Source organism: Psychromonas aquimarina ATCC BAA-1526 (assembly GCF_000428725.1).
Lineage (GTDB): Bacteria > Pseudomonadota > Gammaproteobacteria > Enterobacterales > Psychromonadaceae > Psychromonas > Psychromonas aquimarina.
In genome coordinates this window covers 54058-71191 of the sequence record NZ_AUAM01000008.1, presented here as the reverse complement: position 1 = coordinate 71191, position 17134 = coordinate 54058, and the positions used below count along the sequence as shown (strand labels likewise).

At 43.0% G+C, this 17134-nt stretch carries 13 protein-coding genes; 6 read left to right on the top strand and 7 right to left on the bottom strand.

The genetic code is table 11. From position 1 onward, the window contains the following. The first annotated feature begins 188 nt into the window (after positions 1-188). Positions 189-710 carry a hypothetical protein gene (locus G337_RS0101485; protein ID WP_028862294.1) on the top strand — a complete coding sequence of 174 codons (522 nt, stop codon included), beginning with the start codon at positions 189-191 and terminating at the stop codon, positions 708-710. 259 nt (positions 711-969) lie between these two features. Next, positions 970-2001, top strand: a complete 1032-nt coding sequence (locus tag G337_RS0101480) for a polysaccharide deacetylase family protein (protein ID WP_028862293.1) — start codon at positions 970-972, stop codon at positions 1999-2001. Between the two features lie 47 nt (positions 2002-2048). On the opposite strand, the gene pyrE is transcribed toward G337_RS0101480, so the two are convergent. The 7 genes from pyrE to typA form a co-directional block, all read right to left on the bottom strand. Next, on the bottom strand, positions 2049-2690 hold the full coding sequence (pyrE, locus tag G337_RS0101475; RefSeq protein WP_028862292.1) for an orotate phosphoribosyltransferase: 642 nt from the start codon (positions 2688-2690) through the stop codon (positions 2049-2051). A 5-nt stretch (positions 2691-2695) separates the two neighbouring features. Next, the gene (rph, locus tag G337_RS0101470) at positions 2696-3415 is read right to left on the bottom strand and encodes a ribonuclease PH (RefSeq protein ID WP_028862291.1); all 720 of its coding nucleotides are present in this window, start codon (positions 3413-3415) and stop codon (positions 2696-2698) included. Between the two features lie 73 nt (positions 3416-3488). Continuing rightward, entirely contained in the window at positions 3489-5702 is a 2214-nt protein-coding gene (locus G337_RS0101465) for a transporter substrate-binding domain-containing diguanylate cyclase (RefSeq protein ID WP_028862290.1), read from the bottom strand. A 125-nt stretch (positions 5703-5827) separates the two neighbouring features. Further along, positions 5828-8614, bottom strand: a complete 2787-nt coding sequence (locus G337_RS0101460; RefSeq protein WP_245597574.1) for an insulinase family protein — start codon at positions 8612-8614, stop codon at positions 5828-5830. Positions 8615-8794: 180 nt separating this feature from the next. Then, positions 8795-9232 (bottom strand): D-aminoacyl-tRNA deacylase, encoded by a 438-nt coding sequence (gene dtd / locus G337_RS0101455; protein ID WP_028862288.1) that lies wholly within the window; start codon positions 9230-9232, stop codon positions 8795-8797. Next, positions 9229-10089, bottom strand: a complete 861-nt coding sequence (locus tag G337_RS25340; RefSeq protein ID WP_037026878.1) for a virulence factor BrkB family protein — start codon at positions 10087-10089, stop codon at positions 9229-9231. Before G337_RS25340 ends, dtd begins: the two co-directional genes overlap by 4 nt. Before the next feature lie 106 nt (positions 10090-10195). Further along, on the bottom strand, positions 10196-12019 hold the full coding sequence (gene typA, locus G337_RS0101445; protein WP_028862287.1) for a translational GTPase TypA: 1824 nt from the start codon (positions 12017-12019) through the stop codon (positions 10196-10198). A gap of 391 nt (positions 12020-12410) precedes the next feature. Between typA and glnA the strand changes: the two genes are divergently transcribed. The 4 genes from glnA to glnG all read left to right on the top strand — a co-directional run bounded on the left by glnA (position 12411) and on the right by glnG (position 17120). Then, the gene (gene glnA / locus G337_RS0101440; protein ID WP_028862286.1) at positions 12411-13829 is read left to right on the top strand and encodes a glutamate--ammonia ligase; all 1419 of its coding nucleotides are present in this window, start codon (positions 12411-12413) and stop codon (positions 13827-13829) included. 226 nt (positions 13830-14055) lie between these two features. Continuing rightward, a complete protein-coding gene (locus tag G337_RS0101435) occupies positions 14056-14622 on the top strand; it encodes a DUF4124 domain-containing protein (protein WP_028862285.1) in 567 nt (188 codons plus the stop codon). 12 nt (positions 14623-14634) lie between these two features. Further along, complete coding sequence (gene glnL / locus G337_RS0101430; protein ID WP_028862284.1) at positions 14635-15705, top strand: nitrogen regulation protein NR(II); 1071 nt, start codon at positions 14635-14637, stop codon at positions 15703-15705. A gap of 14 nt (positions 15706-15719) precedes the next feature. Then, the gene (gene glnG / locus G337_RS0101425) at positions 15720-17120 is read left to right on the top strand and encodes a nitrogen regulation protein NR(I) (RefSeq protein WP_028862283.1); all 1401 of its coding nucleotides are present in this window, start codon (positions 15720-15722) and stop codon (positions 17118-17120) included. Positions 17121-17134: the final 14 nt, after the last annotated feature.

Genomic DNA, 17134 nt, shown 5'->3' with positions numbered 1-17134 from the left:
AGTTAAGCACAGGCACAATTGACGATAAACTTTACATAGCTGGCTTTTGCATACCCGATGCAGTTTGTAATTGACTGATAAAAAAGATATTTACTTATTTGGCATTATCTATGCTCTAGTTATACAGAGTGAAACAAAATAATGTTCACATCGTGAGTAATTTCATAAAACTTAGTGAGGGGATTAACATGAAAAAGCTTATTTCCACATTTTTTGTATCAACCCTGCTTTTACTTACCAGCGTTACAGTATCGGCCATTCCAATGCCGGAGATCGAAGGTTCAATTAACTTTACCGGCGACTCAGTCAATACTGTTGTCGGAACTGCAGTAACTAAAATTGATTTTTCCGGTTTGCCTATCGTCAACTTAGCGACAGGTGACTTTGTGGGCAGCGAGGCTATGTCAGTTACATTTGTAGACCCGTTTACTGTAGGACCTGTGAGTGCTCTATGGGTAGTAAACGGCTTCACCTTTGATTTAAAATCAATAACTTACAATGTTGCAAATGCATTTTCCATAACGGTTGCGGGTGACGGGACTATTAAACATGCGGGATATGCAGACACTGCGGGTGAATGGGTATTTACAAGCCAAACTTCAACATCAGAGGTGTCATTCTCTGCTACTGCCGTTCCAGCTCCAGCAGCTGCTGCAGTATTAGGTTTAGCATTGATTGGTTTCGGTTTTGTCCGCCGCGGCAAAAAATAAAATCTTAACTGAAATTTAAAAAATGACGTTTAGCCCAACAGCAGTAATACTGCTGCTGGGCTTTTTTGTTACAGATAAAAAATCCCCTGCTTATACCGTTATCATTCAAGATACAAAAATCAGCAAGTCGTGAGGTGAATAGTTTCTAGGCGTGAAGGTGAAGATCTAACTGGTTAAATCAAACTTCACAACTTACTCCATGGCGAGCTGCTGAAAAATGACTATGATTCATAAGTATCAAACACATTGGAAAAATAAAATGAAACAGTCTCAGGTGAAATTACTTCTCAGCTTAGATTATGAACTTTTTTTTGGTAATAAAAGCGGCAGTGTCGAGCACTGCCTGCTCCGGCCTACCCGGTATTTACTTAATGTGGTAAATAGATATAACGTCAAAATAAGCTTGTTTGTCGATGCCGGTTTTTTAATTAAACTCAAACAATACAGCGCTGATTTTCCTCTCCTTGCAGAGCAGTATGCGGCAATAAAAAAGCAGCTGCAGTCACTTTCCCAGCAAGGTCACGATATACAGCTGCATATCCACCCGCACTGGCAGGACAGTTACTACAGCAGCAAAGGCTGGGTAATAAATAGTAAACGCTACCGATTACATGATTTTTGTCGTCAGGAACAGAATGAGATAGTGACAAGCTACAAGCAGGAGCTTGAATCATGCTCTGAACAGAAAATATTTGCGTTCCGCGCCGGAGGCTGGTGCCTGCAGCCTTTTGAAGATATTAGGCAGTCACTTGAAAATAACAATATCTGGTTAGACAGCACTCTGTTTGCAGAGGGGCGCTGTGATGATCCCAGCCGCTGGTTTAATTTTAAGGACATGCCGGATAAAGCCTGGTGGAATTTCAAAAATGATCCGTTAACTGAGCAGCTGGACGGGTACTTTACGGAACTGCCGATTAGTGCAGTCAAAACATCCCCGCTGTTTTTTTGGAAACTGGCGTTTCATAAGCAGTTCTCCAGCAGTAAATTTTCTGCCTTTGGTGACGGCCAGGCTATCATTCACGACAAAAGTTATTATATTCAGCGTTTAAGCAGAACAACCTGCGGGCCGGTTTCACTTGACGGCAGTAAAGCCGGCCAGCTAGATAAAGCACTTAAAGAACATAAAAATAAAGCAGATCCGCACGCTGTTTTTAATGTTATGGGTCATCCTAAAAGTTTAACCCCCTACTCGCTGGAAAAGTTAAATACCTTTTTACAAGAGCACCATGAGCTGAGCTCAATAACCTATCAGGATCTACATCATCTAAGAAATACGGCTGGTAAAAATTAGCTATAAAAAAACCACTATAAATAGTGGTTTTCACTTAACAACACTTGTTACACACCGTACTTTTCACGATATGCCTGTACAGATTGGAGATGCTCCTGCATTTCAGGCTTCGCCTGCAGATAAGTCACCAGATCACCCAGCTGCACAATTGAAATGACTTTAGCATTATAATCACGTTCAACTTCCTGAATAGCAGAAAGCTCTGCTTTGCCTTTTTCCTGACGATCCAAGGCAATCAATACACCAGCAAGTTCAGCATTATGTGCCTGAATGATATCCATTGATTCACGAATGGCGGTACCAGCCGTGATAACATCATCAACCAGCATTATTTTTCCTTTAAGCTCAGAGCCTACTAGACTTCCGCCTTCACCATGAGTTTTAGCTTCTTTACGGTTAAAGCAGTACGGCAGGTCTAAATCGTAATCGTTTGCTAAGGCAACCGCAGTTGTTGTTGCAATTGGGATGCCTTTGTAAGCAGGTCCAAACAGAAGATCATAATCAATACCAGAATCCATTAATGCAGCCGCGTAAAAGCGTCCTAAACGCGCTAAATCCAGACCGCTGTTAAACAGGCCGGCATTAAAGAAGTAAGGACTGGTGCGGCCTGATTTTAATGTGAACTCACCAAATTTAAGTACTTCTTTTTCTATAGCAAACTCAATAAACTCTTTCTGATAATCTTTCATGCGAATTATTCTCCTGCTAGTGCTTTATTCTGTTCAGCGATTAATCTCTCGATACCGCTTTTTGCAAGACTCAGCATTGCAAGCAGCTCATCATGGCTGAATGCACCGTCTTCTGCAGTCCCCTGGATCTCAATCATACCGCCAGTTTCAGTCATAACTACATTCATATCTGTTTCGGCATTTGAATCTTCATCGTAATCTAAATCACATACCGGCGTACCTTTGTAGACACCCACAGAAACAGCCGCAATCATCTGCTTCAGCGGACTTGTTTTCAATTTACCTTCCTTAACCATCCAGTTAAGCGCATCTGCTAATGCGATACATGCACCGGTAATAGATGCTGTACGTGTACCGCCGTCTGCCTGAATAACATCACAGTCTACAGTGATCATATTTTCGCCTAGAGCATCAAGGTCAACCGCGGCACGTAATGAACGTGCGATCAGACGCTGAATTTCTAAGGTACGCCCGCCCTGTTTACCTTTAGCTGCTTCACGCATATTACGAGTATGTGTTGCACGCGGTAACATTGCATATTCAGCCGTTACCCAACCTTTACCTTTGCCTTTTAAAAAACGAGGCACTGAATCTGAAACTGATGCGTTACAAAGTACTTTGGTATTACCCACTTCAATTAATACAGAGCCTTCAGCATATTCGGTGTAATTACGAGTGATTTTGATATCGCGGTTTTGTTCTGGAGTACGGTTGCTAGGGCGCATAAATTAAAAAGCCTTCTTAGAAAATGAGGGCTTATTATAAGATTAAAGTGAATCGAGGTCACGTGAAGAAAAACTAATTATTTCCATACTGCACCAGCTGGTTATAACCTTTTTCCTGGGCTCTAAATAACGCGCTGTCTGCCCTGCGCACCAGTTCATCCGCCTGGTATTTGTCGTCATAAACCAGTGTTGCACAACCCGCACTCATAGTTAAAACAGACGATGAAGGTGAACCTTTATGTGTTAACGCCCAGCGCTGCAGTACAGAAAACACATCTGCAGTCAGCGCCTGCGCACCTTTGGCACTAGTTTCAGGCAGGATCAGGATAAACTCTTCACCGCTGTAACGCGCTAATAAGTCAGCCGGGCGGTTAATGACTTCCTGCAGACGCCGGGCTAATTCAATTAAACAGCTGTCACCTGCCAGGCGGCCATACTGATCATTAAAACTCTTAAAATGATCAATATCCAGCATCACCACAGAGAGCGGAAGCTTGGAACGTCTTGCCCTCGCCCACTCTTTATTGAGCAGCTCAGTAGAGTGATAATGATTAGGCAGTCCGGTCAAAGTATCGCGCATCGCTAATTGTTCCAGTTTTTCCTGCATATCCCGGAGCTGGCGGTTTGTCCTGGTTAACAGCAGAGAACGTAAAACGAAGATAAAACAGATCACTGCAGCGGCTGCTAAAATAGACCATAACCAGGTTAAACTATTTTTTTTCTCGTAAACCAAAGGAAGCCAGCGGTTGATAATCTCTTCGTGCTGCTGCACTGAAATACTTGCAATTATCTTATTGAACACACCAAGTAAAACACGGTTGGACTCCCGAACAGCCAGAGATAAAGCATATTTATGTTCAAATTTATCGGCAATTTTCAGTTCGGGATAATATTTTTGAATCTGCCTGGCCATCACAGGAAGAGAGTCAATAAAACCGTAAATTTCTCCGCTTTCAACTGCATCCAGCCCTGCCTGTGCAGATGAAAATTCACGCAGATGACCCTGCGGATAATTTTCTTCAAAAACATCCTTATAGGAGTAATCTTTAACAATGCCTAAAGGCTTATCTAATACTTGTTCCAGCTTGTGTATTAAACGTTCTTTTTTTGTCACCAGCACCTGCGGAAAACGTAAATAAGGATATGAAAAGTCTAAATAACGTTCACGTTTTTCACTCCTGCTGATCACCGGAATAAAATCACATTCCCCCTCTTTAAATAAGCGCAGAGTTTCCGACCACGACCTGCTTTCTACCAGCTGTACCGCATTACCAATGCGCTGCTTAAACAACTGCAGAAAATCAGCCCCCATACCGATATACTGCCCGTTTTGAATACCTTCTATAGGCAGCCAGTCCGGGTCAACACACATCTTTAAATCCCCCTTACGCTGTAGATAACGACGTTCACTTTCACTGAATACCGGCATTTTCTGCTGAAAACTTGTATCTACAAACTGCTCATTCAGTTCTTCAGACATAGACCATTTTTTCTGTAAATTAAATAACTCTTGATCGCTAACCGCTAATAGACCTTTATTTAAAATATCACGCAAAACAGGATTATTTTTATGAACAGCCATATATTGCGGCAGATGATTAAAGACATAATGATCAAACAGAGGTACGTTTTTTACGCCGCTGATGAAATAGCGCTGAATATAATAATTAAGCACCGCATAGGAGTCCAAAACCGCATCAACATGGCCCAGCACCAGCTGCTCAACGGACTCTTCGGTACTGTTGGTTAAAAGCAGATTAATCTCAGGATAGTGAGTACGCATTAACTCCTCATAGAAGAAACCGCGCACTACGGCGATATTTTTATTCTTCAGGTATTTAAAGTCGGCATAGTGAGCCGTCTCATTAGAAGTGAGCAGACCGTCAATCGCTTTTAGCGGATTATACTGAGTAAAAACAGCATACTGCTCTCGTTCCGGAGTGATCTTTATATTAGTGATTAAGTCGATATCGCCGTTTTCCAGCATGCCCAGATAATCGTTCCAATGATAACCCGGCACAAACTGTATTTTTAACCCGGTTTTTCGTGCAACTAGACGAATCAGATCATTAGAGTAACCTTTGGCCTGGTTATGTTCGGTAAAGTTAAAAGGCCGCCATGCCTTTTCTGCATGTACCTTGATGAGCGGAGCGCTTTGTAAATACAACTTTTCCTGTTCAGTGAAAGAGATATCTGCAGCGGCGGCGGCGGACAATGTTAAACAAGTTACAATAATGCCGAAGACTAACATTAATGATTTACGAAATAGAAAAATAAAAAGGATCATAAAAGGTGCACTCTGATGCTTAAGCCGCCTGCTTGATCAATATTTTATCAAACAAGTAACTTAAACAACTGAGTATTTAGGCTGTTTTGTGAGCAGAGACTCTATATAACTGAATAAATGGCATGTTACTTGGGTAATTTATCCACATCAGTGATCTTCACTTCACCAGCCACTGTTAAACGAGGCTCTTTTATGAACTTCTCTCCCTGTACCTGAATGAAAACAGACTGGGTTTTGCCGCTCTGCACAAAAACATCCTGGTAAAACTTGTTGATATCAGCTAATGAAGTTTCCTGCAGACACTGAATATAAGCCTGTTTATTGTTTATCTCTTTTTTAACACTTAACCACTCATTAATCAGATAAGCAAACTCTCCCGACATTGCCGTAGGTTTAGCTAAATAATTGGCAATATGTGCTTTTTTAATAGCAGCGAATTTTTCTTCATCTGTTGCTTCGATGATCTTTTTAAAGTTGTTCAGAAAAGCATTAAAACGAAGATGCAGCTGTGCATTGCTGGCTGCCGGACTTTGTGTAAACAGGCCGAATGCAACGTGGTCATTCACAGGAAAAGTAGCAGTAAACGGAGAGTAAGTAAGCTGCTCCTGAGTGCGGATCTGATCGTAAAAAGCCGGGCGTAATATCTTATTTAGCAGCTCAGCGGCAGCCAGGGGTTTATCCCCTTTTAGTGTTGTAAGGTAAATACTTGCCAGGGCGTCATCCTGCATCTCTGAACTTAACTGATAATTTAAAGCTCCTTGATTAAGATCGGCATTTAAACGTTTAATAACATAAAAATCTGCGGCCTGAATATTTACCGTTTTTTCTACAGCAGCGCTTAACTCAAGCACCTGAGTGCTGCTTAAATTACCCAATGCAAGCAGACGTAAAGCGGAACTGTCAAACAGCTGTTTGATAAACAAGTCAACATCATTTAAGGTCAGACTCTGCACCTCTGCAAGCAGGGTTTGATCAGACCAGGCCGGCTGACGTACAACCTGCCTGAATCCGTCAAGCGCCAGATCCATCGCTTTAATTTTCGCTTTATTATTCAAGCGTCTGTGCATATCCTGTTTCGCAAGCGTTAACGACTGTTCACTAAACTTGGCATTTTGTATCTGTTTTAATACCGTCAGCAGCAGCTTATCCTGCTTATCGCTGTATCCAGAGGTACTGATAACCAGCCCGTTTGAACTGCTCAGGGCAAATCCTAACCCCGCTTCCTGCGTGACAAAATTCAGCTCTGCAAACTGCTTTCTAAGCATACTCAGGAGCAGATTCATGGTTACACGAGATTTAGCGCTCTGATCAGCAATATTACTGTTAAGCTGCAGTTTAATAATTGCTTTCGGCTCATCAATATATTCACTCTGCTGAAACCACACTGAATATCCCGGTTTATTAACCAGCTGAGCAGCTTTTTCGCTGTGCTCTTTTTTTACCAGGCTTAAATTTTCCGGCTGCCATTCATTGCTTTTCGGCAGTATCAGTTCAATTGTTTCAGCCTGCTTTAACCAGGCCTGCTGGGTCTCAATTGAAACAGCACTTTTTGCATACTCTCCCTGATAATATGGGATTTGTGTTCCGCCTTTTGCCTGCTGACTTAATTCAAAAATGCGGCTGTTTTCAGGCGTTAAATAAGATAAGACCTGAGTGATAAACTTTTCGTTAAAGCTGTCCAGGCGATATGGAAAAAACAGTAAATCACGGCTCGGATAAACCTGCATATTCGCCGATAATGCCATTACATAATTAAAACCGGAGTTTTTCGTTAAAAATTCAAAACGCTGATCTAAACTTTTTTTCTGCTCCTGGTACTGCTGTTTATTAATGCCCTGTTCTTTAACTAAATTTATAAAAGCAAACAAGCTGGCGATGATAGTATCCTGCTCTTTTAATCCTTTGCTGGTTAACTTGAACTGCATAGAAAATTTCGAATACTCATCGCTATGCGGCGCATAAAAGCTGGACATTACGGAATCAGCTAAACCGGCTTTCTGCAGATAATCAGACAAGCCGCCTTTATGATCAGAGCCGAGCAGACGGCTGATATAACCGCCCGGCTGATACATATATTCGTCTTTAACACTAGGCACTAAAAAATTAACCTGCAGTATCTTCAAGTCTGCCGTGGGTTTCATCTCCACTTTAAGGGCTAACTCTTTTGCCGTCAGCATAGGTGTCACGATAACCGGTTTCTGCGCATTTTTATTGGGAATCTGGGTTAAGTATTCACTAGCGGCTTTCTGCAGCTCTTCGATTGAACGCGGTCCGGTAAGCGCAACTTTCATTAAATTAGCTGAATAGTAGTCCGCAAAGAACTGCTCCAGCTCCTGCTGCAGTTTACTGCCCGGCTTATCAGTCAGCGTAGTTAAATCCCCGGTACTGAAGCGCGCCATTGGATAATCAGGGTTTAAGGTATAACGCTGCAGCGCGTAAAGTTTACGCATATCGTTATCAAAGTAGGTTTTATGCTCTGCATTTACCGTATGCCTTTCTTTTTCTGCATATTTTTCATCTAACAATGGTGCGCGCATAACATCACCGAGGCGGTCTAAGGCTTCCTCAAAAGAGTTATCATTAACTTCAAAACCGTAAACAGTGCTCTCCTGAGAAGTGTAAGCATTAGTATAACCGCCATGCTGACTCATAAACTTACTGTATTCATTGATTACCGGGTAACGCTCGGAGCCGAGAAAAAGCATATGCTCTAAATAATGCGCCAGACCAAGCTGACTCTCCGGATTATGCATGCTTCCCACAGGTACCGATAACGACGCAGAGCTGTTTTCTAAATCCGGATCTGACACCAGTAATACTTCAAGGGAGTTGCTTAAACGAATCTTCTGATAACGGCGATTATCATTGGGGCTCTGTTTAATCGACTCATTGATAATTTCAAAAGATTTCATAGTGGACTCAGTATTATTTTTGTCGGAGGCAGACAGCAATGAAGAAAAGCATAAAGCAAAGCAGCTGAACATCAGGGTAAGGAAGTTAACAGGTAACATGTATAAATCTCATATTAAGAAATGAACCGTATAGACAGCGTACTATGCGATAAGTTTAACAAAAAAGAAACAAAGCTGTATTTATACCTGCAGCCAGAATGTCACTGGTCCGTCATTAGTTGAAGAAACCTGCATATCGGCGGCAAACTCACCGCTTTCTACCTTGATGCCCGTATCAGCACAGTTTTTATTAAACAGTTCATAGAGACGCTCCGCTTCCTGCGGCAAAGCACCATAAGAAAACCCCGGGCGGTTACCTTTTTTTGTATCGGCGGCCAGAGTGAACTGAGAGACAACTAACAAACTGCCGCCGGCCTGCTGCACGTTAAGGTTCATTTTATCTTCACTGTCGGAAAATATCCGATAAGCGAGTACCCGTTCAGCCAGACGTTTACATTTTTTTTCATCATCATCTTTTTCGACGCCTAATAAAACTAATAAACCGCCGTCAATTTTCCCAACAGTTTTACCGGCGACATCCACATTTGCATGGCTGACACGCTGAATAAGGGCAATCATATTTCCGCTCCAAGATCTGCTTGTACTGTTTTTTTATTTGAAAATTCGTCTAATGTTGCAGTCACCTCTGCGCCTATTAAGACAATTAACCAGCTGAAATATATCCATACAAAAAGAATAGGGATAACCGCAAGCGCACCGTATATGATCTGCTGTGACGGGAAATTAGTAATATATAAAGAGAACAGATCGGTCGCTAAGGAGAATAAAACGGCAGCCACAAAACCACCGGTTAAAGCATAACGGAAACTGACCCGCTGATGCGGCACCAGGTTATACACGCCGGCAAAAGCTAACCAGGAAAAAACAAAGGGCATAAAACTCAGCAGCCTTTGTCCAGCCGAAAGAAAACCATCCGTCTGAACAATAGTAAAAAGATAAGAACTTAAAGCAATACTGCCGCCGATAATAATCGGACCAAGACTAAGAATCGTCCAGTAGATAGTGAAAGCCTGTACCCTGGGGCGTTTATTGGTACAGCGCCAGATACGGTTAATCGTCTGGTCGATAGTAGAGATAAGCAGTAAAGCGATCACGATCAGTGATGCAATACCCATCATGCTCATCTTTTTGGTATTTTCAATAAAACCGCTCATATGTACTTTAATGGCGTCACCGGATGTCGGTACAAAGTTGTTATAAATAAGATCTTCTATAATTTCATTCAGCTCAGAGAACATAGGGAAGGCAGAAAGCATATAAAAAACAACAGCCAAGCAGGGAACTATGGATAATAGAGTGACGTAGGCAAGGTGCCCTGCCGGTACCTTAATATTATCCTGCTGACAGCGGTGCAGTAGAAATATTAAGTACGAATATACCGTCTTAGCCTTATCGAAAACAAATTGCTTATCCATCTGCGCAGTCCTTACTAGTTAGCATTCTCTCACTATACCTTTAAATTATAGATAAAAAAAAGGCCTTACCGAAGTAAGACCTTATTAATCAGTTATTTCTAACTAATTAAGCTTTAGCTGGACGCGCAGCACGTTTACGTTCGTTTTCTGTAAGAAGCTTCTTACGGATACGAATGCTTTCCGGTGTTACTTCCACTAACTCATCTACATCGATAAATTCAAGCGCCTGCTCAAGCGTTAATTTAATTTCAGGAGAAAGTGTCTGTGCGTCATCTGTACCCGATGCACGAACGTTAGTCAGCTGCTTACCACGTAAACAGTTTACTGTTAAATCGTTAGCACGGTTATGAATACCGATAATCATACCTTCGTATGCTTCTGCACCATGACCGATAAACAGACGACCACGCTCCTGCAGTGTAAACAGCGAGTAAGTTACCGCTTTACCAGTACCGTTAGAAATCAGTACACCATTCTGACGCTGACCAATTGTACCGCCTTTGTGCGGGCCGTAGTGATCAAATGAATGGTACAGAAGACCAGAACCAGAGGTTAATGTCATAAATTCAGTCTGGAAACCGATTAAACCGCGGCTTGGAATCATAAAGTCTAAACGTACACGGCCTTTACCGTCCGGCGTCATATTAGTTAGTTCCGCTTTACGGATACCTAACTGTTCCATTACAGAACCCTGGTGCTCATCTTCAACGTCAACCGTTAATGTTTCCATCGGCTCCTGCAGCTGACCGTCAACCATACGTTCGATAACTTCAGGACGAGATACAGCCAGCTCGTAACCTTCACGACGCATATTTTCGATTAAGATACCCAGGTGCAGTTCACCACGGCCGGATACTTTGAATTTATCCGGATCATCAGTTTCTTCAACTTTAAGCGCAACGTTATGTACTAATTCTTTCTGTAAACGCTCAAGGATATTACGTGAAGTGACGTATTTACCTTCTTTACCACAGAATGGTGACGTGTTTACCTGGAAAGTCATGGTAACCGTTGGCTCATCAACACTCAGCGGAGGCATGGCTTCAACATTGTTTTGATCACAAATCGTATCAGAAATTTTCAGCTCACCTAAACCACTGATTGCAATGATGTCACCGGCTTGTGCCAGCTCAACGTCATGACGCTCAAGACCTAAGTAACCTAATACCTGACCAACTTTACCTTTACGCTCTTTACCGTCACTGCCGACAACAGTTACCTGCTGGTTAACTTTAACGCTGCCGCGCATTACACGGCCGACACCGATAACACCAACATAGGAGTTGTAGTCAAGCTGTGAAATCTGCATCTGGAAATCACCGTCACGGTCGCCTTCCGGTGCATCAACACCATCAACAATAGCCTGGAATAACGGTTCCATGTTTTCAGTTTTTTCTGGAGACTCTGTGCTTGCCCAGCCGTTTAACGCAGATGCGTAAACAACCTGGAAGTCTAGCTGTTCATCAGTTGCACCAAGATTGTCAAACAGATCAAATACCTGATCCATAACCCATTCAGGGCGGGCACCTGGTTTATCGATTTTGTTAATAACAACAATCGGTTTCAAACCGTGTGCAAATGCTTTTTGCGTTACAAAACGAGTCTGCGGCATCGGGCCGTCAACAGCATCAACAATAAGACAAACACTGTCTACCATAGACATGATACGCTCTACTTCACCACCAAAATCGGCGTGTCCAGGAGTATCTACGATATTGATATGGTAGTCGTTCCACTCAATCGCAGTGTTTTTAGCAAGGATGGTAATACCACGCTCTTTCTCTAAATCGTTAGAGTCCATTACGCGCTCTTCAGAGCCGCCGCGTGAATCTAATGTTCCAGACTGCTCTAACAGTTTATCAACAAGGGTAGTTTTACCATGGTCAACGTGAGCAATAATGGCAATATTTCTTAATTTATCTAACGACATGATGCGCCTCAAAAGTAACTATTAATAAAAATACCAATTAGATGAATCTAGCAGCGGAAGCAGTTTCCCGCGCTGAACTTATCTAATTGGTATAAACGCGCACATTGTAACCATAATTTCAAAAATAGAAAGTTTTAACTCGGTCACAATTAGGATATCTGCTGCATTTATGCATTTTTCTCTGCCGAAAGCGATCATATTAGTGCAAAGCACCAACCAGGGGCACCAATGCACCAACTTGGTGCCCTATTTGACGGATAATTAACTGATACTCACAATAAAGGTCGATAAAACAAGAGATTTCCAAGTTGGCACGATTTTAGCTTACTTGTGTCATAAATTATTTTTGTTATGGTTATTCATCATTTTGATGTCAATTGAGGTTCTAAACATGTCAGTACAAACAGCACAAGACGTTCTTGATCTAATCAAAGAGCAGGATGTAAAATTCGTTGATTTACGCTTTACTGATACACACGGTAAAGAGCAACACGTATCAGTTCCATTCCACCAGCTCGATGAAGACTTCTTTGAAGAAGGTAAAATGTTTGATGGTTCTTCAATCGCCGGCTGGAAAGGCATTCAAGATTCAGACATGGTATTAATGCCGGCTCCTGAAACAGCTGTTATCGACCCGTTCACTGATGACTTAACTCTTAACCTGCGCTGTGACGTTTTAGAGCCTAAAACGATGCAGGGTTATGACCGTGATCCGCGTTCAGTTGCTAAACGCGCTGAAGCATACATGCGCTCAACGGGCCTGGCTGATACCATTCTATTTGGTCCTGAGCCGGAATTCTTCCTGTTTGACGACGTAAAATACGGTAACAGCATTGCCGGTTCTTTCTACTCAATCGATGCTAAAGAAGCAGCCTGGAACTCGGGTACTTCATACGAAGACGGTAATACAGGCCACCGCCCTGGTATTAAAGGCGGCTACTTCCCGGTAGCACCTGTTGATTCAGCTCAAAACATCCGCTCTGCTATGTGTTTAATTATGGAAGAGATGGGCCTTGTTGTTGAAGCACATCACCATGAAGTAGCAACAGCCGGCCAGAATGAGATCGCCTGCCGTTTCAACACTATCGTTGAAAAAGCCGATGAGATCCAAATCTACAAATACGTTGTACACAATGTTGCACACGCATTCGGTCAGACAGCTACATTTATGCCTAAACCGCTTGTTGGTGATAACGGCTCTGGTATGCACTGTCACCAGTCTCTAGGTAAAGACGGCGTTAACCTTTTCTCCGGTGATCAGTACGGCGGTCTTTCTGAAATGGCACTGTTCTACATCGGCGGTATCATCAAGCATGCTAAAGCAATCAATGCATTTGCTAACGCATCAACTAACTCGTACAAGCGTCTTATCCCGCATTTTGAAGCGCCAGTTATGCTGGCTTACTCTGCGGCAAACCGTAGTGCTTCTATCCGTATCCCAGTGGTACCAAACCCGAAAGCAAGCCGTATCGAAGTGCGTTTCCCTGACCCGACAGCAAATCCTTACTTAGCATTCTCTGTAATGTTAATGGCCGGCCTTGACGGAATTAAAAACAAGATCCACCCGGGTGAAGCATTAGATAAAGATCTATACGATCTTCCTAAAGAAGAAGCGGATTCAATCCCGCAGGTAGCTGTTTCTTTTGAAGAAGCACTGGCTGCACTTGATGCTGACCGTGACTTCCTTCTTGAAGGCGGCGTAATGTCAAATGATGCAATCGATGCATACATTGAGCTTAAAACTGCTGAATGTGAAGCTGTTTCTCAAGCAACGCATCCAAAAGAATTCGATCTGTACTACAGCGTATAATCAATTCGACTGCACTGCCTGCTTGAGGCTGACTTCAAGCAGGCAGTCAATGCACAAGAATCTGGTTACTTCAGAACGGTTTAGTTCGACTTTTTAAGTTAATTCAAAGTGTTTGATAGATTAATTCGGCGCTTCGAGTGATAAAGCCCGCAGCAAAGCGGGTTTTTTATTGCCTAAAATACAATGATGGCTCACAATTAAATCAATTGTATTTGGGGTTTTAATTATGAAATATTCAACTTTTTGCACGGCAGCTTTAATTTTTCTTTGTTCATCTATTGTTACAGCAGCAGAGACTAAAATTTATCACTGGATTGATGAAGACGGTAACAGCCATTTTTCAGATACGGCAGTCCCCGGCACTGAAGAGGTCACAGTAAAAAACGAAAACTTATTTTCCAGTGACACGGCACTGAAAACAGACAGTGAAGATAACGATTTATCACTGGATGATGAATTTGCAGACAGTGAACCGGCTGTCGAGTATCAGGCAACCATAACATCACCGCAGGATGATATGGCGTTACGCAGTAACGACGGCACAATCAACGTGCATGTAAAAACAACACCGGAAAAAGAAAATACTCAGAAACTGCAGCTGTATTTAGACGGAAAAGCCTTAGGCAGTCCGCAGATATCTCCGACAATGAGTGCTAGAAATATCGACAGGGGAACACATCAGGTACAGGTTCACCTGCTTGATGAAAAAGGGAATGTGCTGGCTAAAACACAGATAGTCACAGTTCATCTTCAACGCGCAACTGTTGGAGTCCTAAAAGCCAATATTAATTAATGAAAGGTAATAATGTTAAGCAGCCAGGCAGTAGATTTTCCTTTAGCAATACTCGAAGAAGCAAATACTGCTTTTGTTGTAATCAGCTCTGAACTGAAGCTGATTTATGCCAATCCGGCCAGTGAATTATTATTATCACAAAGTACCCAGCGCCTCTACCAGCAGAGTCTGCAGCAGCTGGCGGCGCATTACCATTTTAATCCGGCTTCAATTGAAAGACTGTTTATAAGTAAAAGTGCTTTTACCGAAAATGAAGTCACTTTACTGATTGATGGTTTACCTACTCTAATTGCTTTAAGCGCAACCCACCTGAACTTCGATAATAAGCAGCATGCCATTATTGAAATGCGCTGTATTGAGCAGCAGCGCAAATTCAGTCAGGTCTATTACCAGGAGCACCAGCAGAAAGCGGCCCAGGAACTGGTACGCGGACTTGCTCATGAAATAAAAAACCCATTAGGCGGATTACGCGGCGCGGCACAGTTATTAGAAAGTGAATTAGCGGATCCTGAACTTAAAGAATTTACCCAGATTATTATTGAGCAGGCAGACCGCTTGAGTGCGCTGGTAAACCGCCTGTTAGGCCCGCAGAAAATGGGCCTGCGCGCCGCAGATAATATTCATTCGGTACTCGAAAAAGTGCGTAAATTAGTACAGCTGGATCTGCCTGAGCATATTACAATCCATCAGGATTACGATCCAAGCATCCCCGATTTTGAAATGCAGTCCGATCAGCTGCAGCAGGCATTTTTGAATATTATTCAAAATGCTGTACAGGCGCTAATGCCGGACAACAGACACGGGGGGCAGATAACCCTGCGCACACGCACTGCACATCAAGTCACCATTAACGGGCTGCCGCAGCGCCTGGCAACGGAAATTAAAATTATCGACAACGGGCCGGGCATTCCCAGTCAGTTAAAAGACACGCTTTTTTACCCCATGGTAACCGGAAGAAGTGACGGCACAGGGCTTGGCCTGTCTATTGCACAGGAGCTGATTAAGCAGCATAACGGACGTATTGAATGCCGGAGCACACCAGGGCATACCGAATTTCTTATCTATTTACCCATGACACTTTAAAAGAGAACTAACAGATGGCAACAGCTTGGATAGTAGATGACGACCATGCAATTCGCTGGGTTTTAGAACGCACATTAAAAAGTGAAAATATTGAACACGCCAGTTTTCCTGACGGTGAATGTTTATGGCGCCAGCTGCAGATAGAGCAGCCGGAAGTGATCATCTCCGATGTACGCATGCCGGGTATTGACGGCTTAGCTTTAATGGAACGTATTCACGAACGTTTTCCGTTGATCCCGATTATTATCATGACTGCGCACAGTGATTTAGACAGTGCAGTCAATGCCTATCAAAGCGGGGCATTTGAATACCTGCCTAAACCCTTTGATATTCACGAAGCAACTGCACTTATTCAGCGGGCAATCAGCCACAGCATTGAATTAAAGCAGAAGAAGAAAAAGCCGGAACTGATGGTTTCAACACCGGAAATTATCGGTGAAGCCCCGGCAATGCAGGAAGTTTTTCGAATTATCGGGCGCTTATCGCGCTCCAGTATGAGTGTATTAATTAACGGTCAGTCCGGTACCGGTAAAGAACTTGTTGCCCATGCGCTGCATAAGCACAGTCCGCGCAAAGAAAAGACTTTTATCGCCCTGAATATGGCTGCCATCCCTAAGGAGCTGATTGAAGCAGAACTGTTCGGCCATGAAAAAGGCGCCTTTACCGGCGCGGCGGCTAACCGCCAGGGGCGCTTTGAGCAGGCAGACGGCGGCACGCTTTTCTTAGATGAAATTGGTGATATGCCCTTAGACGTGCAGACCCGTTTATTACGCGTGCTGGCTGACGGGCAGTTCTACCGTGTCGGCGGTCATCATGCCATTAAAGTGGATGTGCGGATTATTGCAGCCACCCATCAGAATTTAGAGAAAAAAGTACAAAGCGGCGATTTTCGCGAAGATCTTTTTCACCGCCTTAATGTGATCCGTCTGCAGCTGCCTTCACTGAAGGAGCGTAGAGAAGATATCAGTCTGCTCGCTCTGCATTTTTTAAATAATATCGCCACAGAATTAAATGTTAAAAGCAAACAACTTACACCGGAGACAAAGGAATACTTAAGCCAGCTTCCATGGCCGGGCAACGTGCGTCAACTGGAGAATATCTGCCGCTGGTTAACCGTAATGGCAAGCGGCCAGGAAGTGCATATTTCCGACCTGCCGCCGGAATTAAATGAGCAGGAAACTGAAGATCCGGACCAGGAAAGTCCTGTCTGGCAGAAAAACCTGCAGCAGTGGACACTAGCAGAATTAAAACAGGGTAAAGAAAATGTACTGGCAAATGCTTTGCCGGAATTTGAGCAGATCATGTTAAAAACGGCTTTAAGCTTTACTCAGGGGAAAAAACAGGAAGCGGCCAAACTGCTGGGATGGGGAAGAAACACTTTAACCCGTAAGCTGAAAGAGTTTAATATTTCGTAATATCAAACTCTTTC